At 72.9% G+C, this 13,050-nt stretch carries 12 protein-coding genes and 2 tRNA genes; 7 read left to right on the top strand and 7 right to left on the bottom strand.

Annotated features, from left to right (window positions below):
• Positions 1–165: 165 nt before the first annotated feature.
• Positions 166–1,041: a LysR substrate-binding domain-containing protein gene (locus ACIWVC_RS05490; RefSeq protein ID WP_396445832.1), complete on the bottom strand. Its 876-nt coding sequence runs from the start codon at positions 1,039–1,041 to the stop codon at positions 166–168.
• Between the two features lie 75 nt (positions 1,042–1,116).
• Between ACIWVC_RS05490 and kdgD the strand changes: the two genes are divergently transcribed.
• Positions 1,117–2,031, top strand: a complete 915-nt coding sequence (gene kdgD, locus ACIWVC_RS05485; protein ID WP_396453868.1) for a 5-dehydro-4-deoxyglucarate dehydratase — start codon at positions 1,117–1,119, stop codon at positions 2,029–2,031.
• A 1-nt stretch (position 2,032) separates the two neighbouring features.
• Positions 2,033–3,166, top strand: a complete 1,134-nt coding sequence (locus ACIWVC_RS05480) for a mandelate racemase/muconate lactonizing enzyme family protein (protein WP_396453867.1) — start codon at positions 2,033–2,035, stop codon at positions 3,164–3,166.
• Positions 3,167–3,171: 5 nt separating this feature from the next.
• Here the strand turns inward: ACIWVC_RS05480 and ACIWVC_RS05475 are convergent.
• The 4 genes from ACIWVC_RS05475 to ACIWVC_RS05460 form a co-directional block, all read right to left on the bottom strand.
• Positions 3,172–3,245: transfer RNA gene (locus ACIWVC_RS05475), tRNA-Gln, on the bottom strand.
• An 88-nt stretch (positions 3,246–3,333) separates the two neighbouring features.
• Positions 3,334–3,406: transfer RNA gene (locus ACIWVC_RS05470), tRNA-Ala, on the bottom strand.
• A 119-nt stretch (positions 3,407–3,525) separates the two neighbouring features.
• A complete protein-coding gene (locus tag ACIWVC_RS05465; protein ID WP_396445829.1) occupies positions 3,526–3,648 on the bottom strand; it encodes an LPFR motif small protein in 123 nt (40 codons plus the stop codon).
• A gap of 53 nt (positions 3,649–3,701) precedes the next feature.
• Positions 3,702–4,532 carry a putative protein N(5)-glutamine methyltransferase gene (locus ACIWVC_RS05460; RefSeq protein ID WP_396453866.1) on the bottom strand — a complete coding sequence of 277 codons (831 nt, stop codon included), beginning with the start codon at positions 4,530–4,532 and terminating at the stop codon, positions 3,702–3,704.
• An 83-nt stretch (positions 4,533–4,615) separates the two neighbouring features.
• On the opposite strand from ACIWVC_RS05460, the gene ACIWVC_RS05455 reads away from it, so the two are divergent.
• The 4 genes from ACIWVC_RS05455 to ACIWVC_RS05440 all read left to right on the top strand — a co-directional run bounded on the left by ACIWVC_RS05455 (position 4,616) and on the right by ACIWVC_RS05440 (position 8,852).
• Positions 4,616–5,419 carry a pentapeptide repeat-containing protein gene (locus ACIWVC_RS05455; RefSeq protein WP_396453865.1) on the top strand — a complete coding sequence of 268 codons (804 nt, stop codon included), beginning with the start codon at positions 4,616–4,618 and terminating at the stop codon, positions 5,417–5,419.
• Positions 5,420–5,501: 82 nt separating this feature from the next.
• A complete protein-coding gene (locus tag ACIWVC_RS05450) occupies positions 5,502–6,056 on the top strand; it encodes a hypothetical protein (protein ID WP_396445827.1) in 555 nt (184 codons plus the stop codon).
• Positions 6,053–7,138, top strand: coding sequence for a PrsW family glutamic-type intramembrane protease (locus ACIWVC_RS05445; protein ID WP_396453864.1), 1,086 nt, complete (start codon positions 6,053–6,055; stop codon positions 7,136–7,138). The genes ACIWVC_RS05450 and ACIWVC_RS05445 overlap by 4 nt, the downstream gene beginning before the upstream one ends.
• A gap of 67 nt (positions 7,139–7,205) precedes the next feature.
• Entirely contained in the window at positions 7,206–8,852 is a 1,647-nt protein-coding gene (locus tag ACIWVC_RS05440) for a cytochrome bc complex cytochrome b subunit (protein WP_396453863.1), read from the top strand.
• Positions 8,853–8,861: 9 nt separating this feature from the next.
• Here ACIWVC_RS05440 and ctaD read toward each other — a convergent pair whose 3' ends face one another.
• Both ctaD and ACIWVC_RS05430 read right to left on the bottom strand, forming a co-directional pair.
• Positions 8,862–10,547: a cytochrome c oxidase subunit I gene (gene ctaD, locus ACIWVC_RS05435; protein WP_396453862.1), complete on the bottom strand. Its 1,686-nt coding sequence runs from the start codon at positions 10,545–10,547 to the stop codon at positions 8,862–8,864.
• Positions 10,548–10,664: 117 nt separating this feature from the next.
• Positions 10,665–11,681 (bottom strand): Ppx/GppA phosphatase family protein, encoded by a 1,017-nt coding sequence (locus ACIWVC_RS05430; protein ID WP_396453860.1) that lies wholly within the window; start codon positions 11,679–11,681, stop codon positions 10,665–10,667.
• A gap of 139 nt (positions 11,682–11,820) precedes the next feature.
• On the opposite strand from ACIWVC_RS05430, the gene ACIWVC_RS05425 reads away from it, so the two are divergent.
• Positions 11,821–13,008 (top strand): zinc-dependent alcohol dehydrogenase, encoded by a 1,188-nt coding sequence (locus tag ACIWVC_RS05425; RefSeq protein WP_396445822.1) that lies wholly within the window; start codon positions 11,821–11,823, stop codon positions 13,006–13,008.
• Positions 13,009–13,050: the final 42 nt, after the last annotated feature.

The raw sequence follows: 13,050 nt of genomic DNA, 5'->3' as shown, positions 1-13,050 counted from the left end.
GCCAGCTCACGCACCGTACGCCGCAGCAGCTCATGCTCCTCCGACGGCGCGTACGCGGGATAGTCGCTCATCGTTCCTCCACGGGCCGGGAATGCGGATCAATACTTTGACGACCAATATTTGAACGACAAAATAATTCACGTCCCGCGTCCCGGTCAAGGCGCGTCAAAGGTGCCGGAGCAGCTTCGCCAGCGCCGGGTTGTCGTTGCTCCTGCGCCAGGTCAGGCTCAGCTCGACCGGGTCCGGGCCCGGGACGTCCAGGGGGCGGAACGCCACCCCCGCGTAGCGCAGCCGGGACGCCGCGGCGGGCACCAGCGCGACGCCCCAGCCGCTGCCGACCAGCGCCAGGATGCTGTGCACCTGGCTGAGGTACTGCGCGTACACGGGCGAGACGCCCGCCTGCCGGAACAGGCTGATCACCAGCTCGTGGAAGTAGCGGGCCTCGACGGGCGAGTACATGATGAACGGCTGCCCGTCGAAGTCGGCCGGCGCGAGCGGCCCGTCCCCCTCGGCCAGGGGGTGGCCGTCGGGGACCGCGGCGAGCAGCGCCTCCCGGTCCGCGGGGCGCTCCTCCAGGTCGGGGTCGGTGACCGGCGGCCGGACCAGCCCGAGGTCGAGGCCGCCCTCGGCCAGGGCGCGCAACTGGTCGCGGGTGACCATCTCCCGCAGGACGATCCCGACGCCGGGCAGCGCGGCCCGCGCCACCTCCAGCAGGCGGCCGAGCATGGCGTAGGCGCTCGCCGCGGTGAACCCGACCGTGATGCTCCCGGCCTCCCCCGCCGACACCTGCCGGACGGACATCGCGGCGTGGTCGGCCTGCTGGAGCAGCCGGCGCGCCTCGACGAGGAACGCCCGGCCGGCCGGGGTGAGGCGGACGGACCGGTTCGTCCGGTCGAACAGCCGGACCTTGAGCTCGTTCTCCAGCAGCTGGATCTGCCGGCTGAGCGGCGGCTGCGTCATCCGCAGCCGCTCGGCCGCCCGGCCGAAGTGCAGCTCCTCGGCGACGGCCACGAAGTTCGTGAGCTGGGCCAGCGTGAACATCGATTCCCTTAAGGCATCAGTAGATGCCTTTTTCGTGTTGGACCTGGATCAATCGGTCATCCTAGCCTCGGGTGCATGAAGCAGACTGCGCCCGAAGAGATCGCGACGCGGCTCGGGTCCGGGCTCCTCTCGTTCCCCGTCACCCACTTCCGCGACGACCTGTCCTTCGACGAGGGCGCCTACCGGGAGAACATCGCCCGGCTCGGCGGATACGGCGTCGCCGGGCTGTTCGCGGCGGGCGGCACGGGCGAGTTCTTCTCGCTCACCCCGGACGAGGTCGGCCGGGTCGTGCGCGCGGCGGTCGCGGAGGCCCCGGACGGGCTCCCGGTGATCGCCCCCGCCGGGTACGGGACGGCGGCGGCCGCGCGGATGGCCCGCGAGGCCGAGGACGCGGGCGCCGACGGGGTGCTGCTGTTCCCGCCCTACCTCACCGAGGCGTCGCAGGACGGCCTGGTCGCGCACGTCCGCGCGGTCTGCGCGGCGACCCGGCTGGGCGTGACCGTCTACAGCCGCGCGAACGCCGTCTACGGGGACGCGGCGGTCGCCGAGCTCGCCGAGAGCTGCCCCAACCTCGTCGGGTTCAAGGACGGCGTCGGCGACCTGGAGCTGATGACGCGGATCAGGTCCCGGCTCGGCGACCGGCTCGTCTACATCGGCGGCCTCCCCACCGCCGAGACGTTCGCGCTCCCCTACCTGGAGATGGGCGTCACGACCTACTCCTCGGCGGTCTTCAACTTCATCCCGGAGTTCGCGCTGGCGTTCTACGCCGCCGTCCGCGACCGGGACCGGGACGAGGTGGCGCGGCGGCTCGCGGACTTCGTCCTGCCGTACTGCGAGATCCGCGGCCGCCGCAAGGGCTACGCGGTGAGCATCATCAAGGCGGGCATGCGGATCACCGGCCGCCCCGCCGGGCCCGTCCGCCCGCCGCTGACCGACCTCACCGAGGCCGAGACCGCCGAGCTGGCCGAACTCGTGAAGCGGGTGCGCTGAGATGACGGCCCTCGACCGGGTCGCCTGGATCGACCTGTCGTCGGTGACGCTGCCGCTGGCCGCCCCGGTCAGCGACGCCAAGGTGCTGACCGGGCGGCAGCGGCCGATGACCGAGGTCGTGTTCCTGTTCGCCGAGATCGGCACCGAGGGCGGCCACGAGGGCATCGGGTTCGGCTACTCCAAGCGCGCCGGCGGGCCCGGCCAGTTCGCGCACGCCGCCGAGATCGCGCCCGTCCTCATCGGCGAGGACCCGAACGACATCGGCAGGCTCTGGACGAAGCTCGCGTGGGCCGGGGCGTCGGCCGGCCGCAGCGGGCTCGCCGCCCAGTCGATCGCGGCGATCGACATCGCGCTGTGGGACCTGAAGGCCAGGCGGGCGGGCCTGCCGCTCGCCAAGCTCCTCGACGCGCACCGCGACTCGGTCCGCTGCTACGACACCTCGGGCGGCTTCCTGCACGCGCCGCTGGAGGAGGTCCTGGAGAACGCCGAGGCGTCCGCCGCCGCCGGGATCGGCGGCGTCAAGATCAAGGTCGGCCATCCCGACCACGCCGAGGACATGCGCCGCGTCACCGCCGTCCGGGAGCGCCTCGGCGACGCGTTCCCGCTGATGGTGGACGCGAACCAGCAGTGGGACCGGCCGGCCGCGCTGCGCATGGGCCGCGCGCTGGAGGACTTCGGCCTCACCTGGATCGAGGAGCCGCTGGACGCCTACGACGCCGAGGGCCACGCCGCGCTCGCCGCGGCGCTCGACACGCCGATCGCGACCGGCGAGATGCTCACCAGCGTCGCCGAGTACTGCGAGCTCATCGACCGGCGCGCCGCCGACGTCATCCAGCCGGACGCCCCGCGAATCGGCGGCATCACCAATTTCCTCAAGCTCGCGACGCTCGCCGACCACCGCCATCTGGGACTCGCCCCGCATTTCGCGATGCAAATACACCTGCATCTGGCCGCCGCTTATCCCGGCGAGCCGTGGGTCGAGCATTTCGACTGGCTCGATCCGCTTTTCGAGGAACGGCTGACGATCAGGGACGGCCGGATGGACGTCCCGGCCCGGCCCGGCCTCGGGATCACCCTCACCGGCCGGGCCCGCGCCTGGACGACGCAGCGCGCCCGCATCGGCGCGCGGCCCTGACGGAATGGCTGCTGGAGCAGGGGTCGAACCTGCATGACGTGATCCAGAGTCACGCATCCTGCCATTGGATGATCCAGCATGGGCGCCCGCCGGCGGCGGTGGCGTCCGCCCGCCTCGGGCACGGTGCGGAACCAGCCGGGGGTCGTTACTCCCGCCGGTCCAGTTCGTGGATCGGGCCGGATTCGAACCGGCAACCTCCCGCTTGCAAGGCGGGCGCTCTTCCCATTGAGCTACAGACCCATTCAGTTCGGTATTCCCAGGATGGGGGAATCGCCATCGGCGCGCAAAGCATTTTCGCGTGCGGCCGCCCCGGTCCGAACGGGGGGCGGACCGGGGCGGCCGGTTGCGCGTCGCGGCCGTTACCGGCGGGTGCGGCCGCGGCGCCCGGGGGTCAGCAGGCGCTGCAGCACCCGGAAAGGCAGGGTCACGATGCTGACGATCGTGCCGGCGATGGCGCTGAGCGCTGCACTGATGCGGCGCATTCGAGTTCACTCCTTCAGGTCGTCCTAGGCGACCTGTACCCGAGCGTCAGGATTTACACAGGTTTTGCTCCGGCAATGACCGTGGCGGAGAACTCGTCCGACGTCGCGACCGCGGCCGCCAGCCCGCCGCGCTCGACGGCGGCGACCGCGTCCGCAACCTGCCGCTCGCTCGTCTCGAACAGCAGGCGGCCCCCGGGGGCCAGCCAGCCCGCCGCCTCCGCGGTGACGCGGCGGAGCACGTCCAGGCCGTCGGGGCCGCCGTCGAGCGCGACCCGCGGCTCGTGGTCGCGCGCCTCGGCGGGCAGCGTCGCGACATCGCCGGTCGGGACGTAGGGGACGTTGGCGAGCAGCACGCCGACGCGCCCCCGCAGCGCGTCCGGCAGCGGTGCGAACAGGTCGCCCTCGTAGGCGCGGCCGCCGAACGGCGCGATGTTGCGGCGGGCGCAGCGGACCGCGGCGGGCTCGATGTCGGCGGCGTGCAGTTCGGCCCCGCCCGCCCCGGAGACCTGCCCGGAGACCAGTCCGGAGACCAGTCCGGAGACCAGTCCGGAGACCAGCGCGGCGCCCAGCGCGCCCGAGCCGCAGCACAGGTCGACCACGACCGGGCGCGGCGGCGCCAGTGCGGCGGCCCGCCGGACGAGGAACTCGGTGCGGCGGCGCGGCACGAACACCCCCGGCTCGACGGCGATGCGCAGGCCGCAGAACTCCGCCCAGCCGAGGACGTGTTCGAGGGGCAGCCCGGCGGCGCGCCGCTCCACCATGGCGGACGCGTCGTCCGGCGTGCGGGCGGCGGCGAGGATCAGCCGCGCCTCGTCCTCGGCGAACACGCAGCCCGCGGCGCGCAGCCTGGAGACGATGGCGGACTCGGTGAGGGAGGTGGTCATGGGCCCTCCGGACTGTATCCCACCGCGTCACGAGCAGCCGCCGCGCGGCGCGACAATGGAGCGTCGCCGACGGAGGGGGCGGAGTGCCGGAGAGGGCGGACCTGAAGGCCGACTGCGGGAACTGCTTCGGCCTGTGCTGCGTCGCGCTGCCGTTCGCGAAGTCGGCCGATTTCGCGATCGACAAGGACGCGGGCGAGCCGTGCCGCAACCTCCTGGCCGACTTCCGCTGCGGCGTCCACGCCGACCTCCGGGAGCGCGGCTTCCAGGGCTGCGCCGTCTTCGACTGCTTCGGCGCCGGCCAGAAGGTGTCGCAGCGGACCTTCGCCGGCCGGGACTGGCGTGAAGGGCCGGAGGTCGCGGGCCCGATGTTCCGCGTCTTCCCCGTCATGCGCCGGCTCCACGAGCTGCTCCGGTATCTGGACGAGGCCCTGGCGATGCCGGCCGCCGGACCCGTCCGCGACGAGCTGCGGCGGGCGTACGACGACGTCGAGCGCCTCACGCTGGGCGGTCCCGGCGAGCTCGCCGAGGTGGACGTCCCGGCGGTGCGCGAGGCGGTCAACGCGCTGCTCCTGCGGGCGAGCGAGCTGGCCAGGGCCGGCGTGCCGGGCCCGAAGCCGAACCGGCGGGGCGCCGACCTGATCGGGGCGCGGCTGGCGGGCGCGGACCTGCGCGGCGCCTGCCTGCGCGGCGCGTACCTGATCGCGGCCGATCTGCGCGGCGCGGACCTGCGCTCGGCGGACCTGATCGGGGCGGACCTGCGCGGCGCGGACCTGCGCGGCGCCGACCTCACCGGCTGCCTGTTCCTCACGCAGGGGCAGCTGGACTCGGCGCGGGGCGACGCGGGCACGCGGTTGCCGGACGCGGTCGGACGGCCCGCTCACTGGTGACCCGGCGCGCCCCGATCCTGTTTAGCGCCGCTGTCAAGGGGCATTTCCGCAGCGCACATGATCGGGGGGTCACGTGGCGCGGGTGAGATGGTGGGGCACGGGTCTCGTGGCGCTCGTCCTGCTGGTCCTCGCCGCGGGGCTGCCGCTGCTCGACCGGGCCCTCGGCAGCGGCGCGCGGCCGCTCGCGGCCGGGACGGTCCTCTCCGTGGGCGCGGAGCGCGACGGCGTCCGCCCGGTGGCGTTCACGGTGCCGTCGGCGGGCTGGGCCCTGGACGAGGCGCAGTCCTCGCTGACCAGCAACATCGAGCTGTCCAACTCCGGCGTCGGCCTCTACGTGCGCGTCGTGGTGCCGCTGGCGCCGCTCGACGCGCGGGAGCTGTGGGACGGCCTCGGCCGCATCGTCGCCGCCGGCGGACGCTCGCGGCTGCGCGCGCAGCCCGTCCCCATCACCACCGCGCACGGCCTGACCGGGCTGACCGGGCGGCTCGCCGGGCGGGAGCGCGTCGGCATGGCGACCGTGTTCGCCGCGGGCACCCTCGGCGCGACGGTGACGGCGTCCGGCCCGCCCGGCGCCTACCGCAGGCTGGCCGCGGACGTCGAGGCCATCGTGCGGTCCGTGCGGATCTCGGCGTCGTGATCCGCCGGCCGGCGTTCTGGCTGTGGGCGGCCGCGTGCCTGCTCGGCGGCTGGATCGCCTTCCGCGGGATCGGCGCGCAGGCCGCGGCGTTCCCGGCCGGCGCGACCGTCGGGTTCGCGCTCCTGGCGCCGTCGCTGGCGGCGGGGGTGTGGGTGCTGCGGCGGCTGCACCCGGTCCGGTCGCATCCGGCCGGGTACGCGCTGGTCGCGGTGGCGTGGGGCGGCCTCGCCGCGTTCGGGCTGGCGCTGCCCGCGAACTCGGCGTTCCAGGCGGTCCTCGGCAAGACGGCGGGCCCCGCCTTCACCGCGGTGTGGGGCGCGTCGATCGCCGCGCCGGTCGACGAGGAGATCCTGAAGCTGCTCGGCGTCGCGCTCATCGCGCTGATGGCGCCCGCCGCCGTGCGGGGGCCGCTGGACGGCTGGGGGTACGGCGCGCTCGCCGGGCTGGGCTTCCAGTTCGCGGAGAACTTCCTGTACGTCCTCAACACGATCGTGCTGACCGGCGCGACGCAGGACGCGAGCGCGGCGCTCTTCTCCTTCGGCAGCCGGGTGGTCGGCGGGGCGTGGTGGAGCCACTGGGCGATGACGGCGGTCGGCGGCGCGGGGCTCGGCTGCCTGCTCGGGCGCGCGTCCCGGGCGAGCGCCGCCGTCGCGGCGGGCGCGCTGCTGCTGGCGATGGCGCTGCACTCGTGGTGGGACGCGCCCGTCCTGTCCGGGGTCGTGCTGCTGCCGGTGAAGGGCGCGCCGATCCTGCTCGCGGCGGTCGCCGCCTACCGGCTCGCGCGGCGGCGGTACCTGTCGCACTTCCGCCGGACCGTGCACGCCGAGACGGCGCGGGGCGTCCTCGTCCCGGGCGAGGGGCACGTGCTCGCGTTCCGCAAGTGGCGGCGCAAGGAGCGGTGGGGCGTGCCCGCCGGGGAGCCGCGCCGGCTGCTCGCCCGGATGCGCGCCGACCAGCTCGAACTGATCGAGGACGGGCTCGGCGGGCTGGAGCGGGACCCGCTGGCCGCCGACCGGCTGCGCGCCGACATCAAGCTCGCCCGGCACCGCCTCGGCACGGCCGGAGAGGCCCGCGCGGCCTGACCGTTTGCCGTGATCCGGCACGGGTACCCGCCCAGCGGAAATACTGCTCCGGTACGGGAGATGCGCGATGGCGGGACGCAAGGGCGGGGCCGAAGCCGAGGTCGCGGAGAGGGCCGGGACCCGGGCCGAGAAGCTCTTCTGGGGGACGACCGACCGGCTCGGCACCACCTCGTTCCTGGACCGGAACATCAAGAAGGCGTTCCCGAAGCACTGGTCGTTCCTGCTCGGCGAGATCGCGCTGAACTCGTTCATCGTCCTGGTCATCACGGGCGTGTTCCTCACGCTGTTCTTCAAGCCGAGCGGCGCGGTGCACGTCTACGACGGCTCCTACGCGCCGCTCAGGGGCGTGAAGATGAGCGAGGCGTACTCCTCCACCCTGCACCTCACGTTCGACGTCCGGGGCGGGCTGCTGATGCGGCAGATCCACCACTGGGCGGCGAACATCTTCCTCGCGGCGATCATCATGCACCTGATGCGGATCTTCTTCACCGGCGGGTTCCGCAAGCCGCGCGAGGTCAACTGGGTGATCGGCGTGACGATGTTCGCGCTGGCGGTCGCCGAGGGGTTCGCCGGCTACTCGCTCCCGGACGACCTGCTGTCCGGCACCGGCCTGCGGATCTTCCAGGGGATCCTGCTCTCCGTCCCCGTCGCCGGGACGTACGCGAGCATGTGGGTCTTCGGCGGCGAGTTCCCCTCGGCCGAGGACTTCCTCCCCCGGCTGTTCACCGTGCACATCCTGCTGATCCCGGCGATCCTGATCGCGCTCATCACCGTGCACCTGATGATCCTCTGGCACCAGACCCACACCCAGTGGCCGGGCAGGGGCCGGCGGGAGATGTCGGTGAGCGGCGAGAAGACGTTCCCGCACTTCGCCACGCAGAGCGGCGCCTACTTCCTGTTCACGTTCGGCGTCCTCGCGGGGATGGCGGCGTTCCTCCAGATCAACCCGGTGTGGCTCTACGGCCCGTACGAGCCGGACCAGGTGTCGTTCGGTTCCCAGCCCGACTGGTACGTCGGGTTCCTGGAGGGGTCTCTGCGCATCATGGGACGCCTGTCGACGACGGTCGCCGGGCACACCGTCGCGTGGAACGTGCTGCTGCCGGCCGTCATCCTGCCGGGGGTCTTCTTCACCCTGATCGGGGTGTATCCGTTCGCGGAACGCTGGGCCACGGGCGACGAGCGGATACACCACCTGCTGGACCGGCCGAGGAACGCCCCGACCAGGACCGGGATCGGCGCGGCGGCCGCCGTCTGGTACGCCAACCTGCTCGCGGCGGGCGGCAACGACGTCATCGCCGACACGTTCAAGATCCCGCTGTTCTGGACGACCTGGTTCTTCCGCGTCGGGTTCTTCGTCGGGCCGGTCGCGGCGTTCGTCATCGCCCGCCGCGTCTGCCTGAGCCTGCAGCGCCGCGACCTCCAGATCCGCGAGGAGGGCGTGGAGAGCGGCCTGATCTCGCTGACCCCGGACGGCGCCTTCACCGAGCGGCACGAGCAGCCGTCCGCGGATCAGGAGGCCGTCCTGCGGACCCGGCGCCCGCGCGAGCTCGTCGCCCCCTACCCGAACCACCTCATCCCGCTCCCCACCCCCGACCGCGCCCGCGCGCAGGTGCGGACCCGCGCCAACCGCTTCTACCTCGACTACCAGTCCGAGTCGTACGGCGGCGGCCAGGGCGACCTCCGGGGACCGTCGGACGACGGCGAGGGCGGCTGACGCCCCGGGTCAGGAGTCCCGGGGCGGCGGGAGCGCCGGCTCCTTCTCCTGCGGCGGCTCCACCGGCGGGTAGTGCAGGTCGAACGCGGGGCGGACGGAGCGGATCCGCTGCATGGCCGTGAAGTTGTGCCTGGGCGGCGGGCAGGACGTCGCCCACTCCAGCGAGCCGCCGGTCCCCCACGGGTCGTCCACCTCGACCTTCTCGCCGCGCCGCCAGCTGCGCAGGACGTTCCACAGGAACGCGAACGTGGAGGCGCCGAGGATGAACGCGCCGATCGACGAGATGAAGTTCAGCGTGGCGAACTTCTCCGGGTAGTCGGCGTAGCGGCGCGGCATGCCCTCCGCGCCCAGCCAGTGCTGGACGAGGAACGTCAGGTGGAACCCGAGGAACATCGTCCAGAAGTGGACCTTGCCCCAGCCCTCGTGCAGCATCCGCCCCGTCATCTTCGGCCACCAGAAGTAGAAGCCGCCGAACGTGGCGAAGATGATCGTGCCGAACAGCACGTAGTGCAGATGCGCGACCACGAAGAACGAGTCGGTGAGGTGGAAGTCCATGGGGGGCGAGGCGAGGATCACCCCGGTCAGCCCGCCGAACAGGAACGTGACGAGGAACCCGATCGCGAACAGCATCGGGGTCTCGAACGTCAGCTGCCCCTTCCACATCGTGCCGATCCAGTTGAAGAACTTGATGCCGGTCGGGACCGCGATCATGAACGAGGTGATGGAGAAGAACGGCAGCAGCACGCCGCCGGTGGCGAACATGTGGTGCGCCCACACCGTCATCGACAGCCCGGTGATCGAGATGGTGGCCGCCACCATGCCGAGGTAGCCGAAGAGCGGCTTGCGCGCGAACACCGGGATGATCTCGGTGACGATGCCGAAGAACGGCAGCGCGACGATGTAGACCTCGGGATGGCCGAAGAACCAGAACAGGTGCTGCCAGAGCAGCGCGCCGTGGTTCGCGGGGTCGTAGATGTGCGAGCCGAGCTTGCGGTCGGCCTCCAGCGCGAACAGCGCGGCGGTCAGCACCGGGAACGCCGCGAGCACCATCAGGCTGGTCAGCAGCGCGTTCCAGGTGAAGATCGGCATCCGGAACATCACCATGCCGGGGGCGCGCATCGCGATGATCGTGGTGGTGATGTTCACCGCGGTCAGGATCGTCCCGAACCCGGACAGGATCAGCCCCATGATCCACAGGTCGGGTCCCAGGCCGGGCGAGTACGACGGCTCGGTCAGCGGCGCGTAGGAGAACCACCCGTAGCCGGGCGCCCCCTCCGGCATGATGAACGCCGCGAGGACCATGAGCCCGCCGAACAGGAACAGGTAGTAGGTCATCGCGTTCATCCGGGGGAACGCGACGTCCGGCGCGCCGATCTGGAGCGGGACGATCACGTTGGCGAACCCGAGGAACGTCGGGGTCGCGAACAGCAGCATCATGATCGTGCCGTGCATGGTGAAGAGCTCGTTGTAGACCTGGTTGCTCACGACCTGCTTGCCCGGCTCCATGAGCTCGGCCCGCATCAGCATGGCCATGATCCCGGCGGCGAGGAAGAACATGAACGACGTCGAGAGATACAGGTAGCCGACCATCTTGTGGTCGGTCGTCGCCAGCACATGGCCGATCCTGGTGCCCTTGCGGTGCCGTGCCAGCGCGTCGGCGACGCTGGTGTCGCGCCTCCCCTGTACCGCGGTCATCGGCGGCCCTCCCTCCCTCGCTCGTCCGAGCCCAACGGGCCACTTGCCGCGCTGGCCCCTTTCAAACGCCGGGAAGGCCCGGGAAAGGGCGGCTCCGGGTCCCGCGCCGGCCCGCGGTCAGGTGACGGCGCGCAGCGAGGCTCCCCGCAGCGTCATGGGGCGCCGCTCGGGGAACAGCTCGGGGCCCCGGCCGCCCGCCAGCTCGCTCAGCCGGTGCAGGAAGACGCCCTCGCGGAGCGCCCACGGGCACACGTCGAGCCGGTCGACGCCGAGGACGTCCATGACGCCGTCGGCCACGATCGCGCCGGCGAGGATCTGGCGGGCGCGCGACGCCTTCACCCCGCGCAGCCGCGCCCGCTCCTCGTAGGGCAGCCTCGCCAGCTTCGGGATCCAGCCGCGCAGGTCGCTCCGGTCGAGGTGGCGCTCCCGGTAGAGGCCCGCCTTCGCCTTGGGCGCGCCGCACAGCCGGGCGAGCTGGGTGAAGGTCTTGGACGTCGCGACGGCGCGGACCGGCGCGGGCCGCGCGGCGATCCCGATCACCGCCTCGCCGAGCACGGACCGGACGTGCTCGCCCAGCGCCCGGTACGTCCGCTTGCGGACGGGCGGGCCGGGCAGGTGGTGCCGGGTGAGGCGGCCCGCGCCGAGCGGCAGCGACAGCGCGATCTCCGGTTCCCGCCCGGCGCCGTAGGCCAGCTCCGTCGAGCCGCCGCCGATGTCGGCGAGCAGCATCGGCCCCGCCGACCACCCGAACCAGCGGCGCGCGGCGAGGAACGTCAGCCGCGCCTCCCGCTCGCCGGTGAGGAAGCCCAGCTCCACTCCCGTGGCGGCGCGGACCTCCGCGGTGACGTCGTCCCGGTTGGCGGCGTCGCGCAGCGCGGACGTCGCGTACGGGACGAGCTCGGTGACGTCGAGCGCCGCGGCGGCGGCCACCGACTCGCGCACCGCGGCGATCAGCCGGCCCACGGCGGGCCGGCCGATGACCCCGTGCCGGTCGGTGGCCTCGGCCAGCCGGACGGCGCTCTTCACCGACCGGACGGGCCGGGGCGGGAGGTCCGGGGCGAGGTCGGCGACGCGCAGGTGCGCCGAGTTGGAGCCGATGTCGAGCACGCCGAGGCGCAGGGGGCCGTCGTCCATGTGCACGCTTTACCCCTCATTTACGACCTCAGTCCGGATCGCCCGGCGTGCCGCCGCGCCGGACGGGACGGACGTTTCGCCCCGCCCGTCGGGGTAGGGCGGGCTGGGACGGGGCCACCGCGTCCGAGAGGGAGCAACGATGAAGGCTGTCACCTGGCACGGCAGGCGGGACGTCCGCGTCGACACCGTGCCCGACCCGACGATCAAGGAGCCGGACGACGCGATCATCAGGGTGACCTCGACCGGGATCTGCGGGTCGGACCTGCACCTGTACGAGGTGCTCGGCCCGTTCCTCAGCGAGGGCGACATCCTCGGCCACGAGCCCATGGGCATCGTCGAGGAGACCGGCCCCGACGTCGCGCACGTCAAGCCCGGCGACCGCGTGGTCATCCCGTTCAACATCTCCTGCGGCCGCTGCCACATGTGCGGCATGCGGCTCTACGCGCAGTGCGAGACGACGCAGGTCCGCGAGTACGGCTCGGGCGCGGCGCTGTTCGGCTACACCCGGCTCTACGGGCAGGTCCCCGGCGGGCAGGCCGAGTACCTGCGCGTCCCGCAGGCGCACTTCGGGCCGGTCAAGGTGCCGGAGGGGCCGCCGGACGAGCGGTTCGTCTACCTGTCGGACGTGCTGCCGACCGCGCGGCAGGCCGTCGAGTGGGCCGGCATCCCGGAGGGCGGGACGGTCACCGTGCTGGGCCTCGGCGCGATCGGCCAGATGTCCGCCCGGATCGCCCGCCACCTCGGGCACCGCGTGATCGCGGTCGACCTGGTGCCGGAGCGGCTGGAGATGGCGCGCCGGCACGGCGTCGAGGTGATCGACGCCGACGACGCCGACGACGTGCCGGACGCGGTCCGCCAGCTCACCGGGGGCCGCGGCACCGACTCGGTGATCGACGCGGTCGGCATGGAGGCGCACGGCTCGCCGGGCGCCAAGCTGGCGCAGACCCTCACCACGCTGATGCCGGGCAACTCCGCCGCGCCGGTGATGCAGCGCGTCGGCGTCGACCGGCTCGCCGCGCTCAACACCGCGATCGAGATCGTGCGCCGCGGCGGGACGATCTCGGTCATCGGCGTCTACGGCGGCATGACGGACCCGCTGCCCATGCTCAAGATGTTCGACAAGGGCATCGGGCTGCGCATGGGGCAGGCGCACGTCAAGCGGTGGATCGACGAGCTGCTGCCGCTGGTCTCCGACGACTCCGACCCGCTCGGCGTGATGGACCTCGCCACGCACCGCTGGCCGCTGGAGAAGGCGCCGCGGGCGTACGAGATGTTCCAGAAGAAGCAGGACGGCGCGATCAAGGTGCTGCTGCAGCCCGGCGCATGACGCGGCCCGGCTCCCCGATCGCGGCGGCGCCCCGATCGCGGC

It is taken from the genome of Actinomadura sp. (genome assembly GCF_044508335.1).
GTDB lineage: Bacteria > Actinomycetota > Actinomycetes > Streptosporangiales > Streptosporangiaceae > Spirillospora.
Note: the sequence above shows the minus strand (reverse complement) of the source record. Positions and strands in the feature narration are given on the sequence as shown.

What these genes read in the sequence shown, in the direction of transcription:
- ACIWVC_RS05460 (WP_396453866.1), bottom strand. Translation starts at nt 4,532, where the DNA reads ATGACCACCTCCCTCACCGAGTCCGCCATCGTCTCCAGGCTGCGCGCC.
- ACIWVC_RS05430 (WP_396453860.1), bottom strand. Translation starts at nt 11,681, where the DNA reads ATGGACGACGGCCCCCTGCGCCTCGGCGTGCTCGACATCGGCTCCAAC.
- ctaD (WP_396453862.1), bottom strand. Translation starts at nt 10,547, where the DNA reads ATGACCGCGGTACAGGGGAGGCGCGACACCAGCGTCGCCGACGCGCTG.
- ACIWVC_RS05465 (WP_396445829.1), bottom strand. Translation starts at nt 3,648, where the DNA reads ATGCGCCGCATCAGTGCAGCGCTCAGCGCCATCGCCGGCACGATCGTC.
- ACIWVC_RS05425 (WP_396445822.1), top strand. Translation starts at nt 11,821, where the DNA reads ATGAAGGCTGTCACCTGGCACGGCAGGCGGGACGTCCGCGTCGACACC.
- ACIWVC_RS05490 (WP_396445832.1), bottom strand. Translation starts at nt 1,041, where the DNA reads ATGTTCACGCTGGCCCAGCTCACGAACTTCGTGGCCGTCGCCGAGGAG.
- kdgD (WP_396453868.1), top strand. Translation starts at nt 1,117, where the DNA reads ATGAAGCAGACTGCGCCCGAAGAGATCGCGACGCGGCTCGGGTCCGGG.
- ACIWVC_RS05440 (WP_396453863.1), top strand. Translation starts at nt 7,206, where the DNA reads ATGGCGGGACGCAAGGGCGGGGCCGAAGCCGAGGTCGCGGAGAGGGCC.
- ACIWVC_RS05480 (WP_396453867.1), top strand. Translation starts at nt 2,033, where the DNA reads ATGACGGCCCTCGACCGGGTCGCCTGGATCGACCTGTCGTCGGTGACG.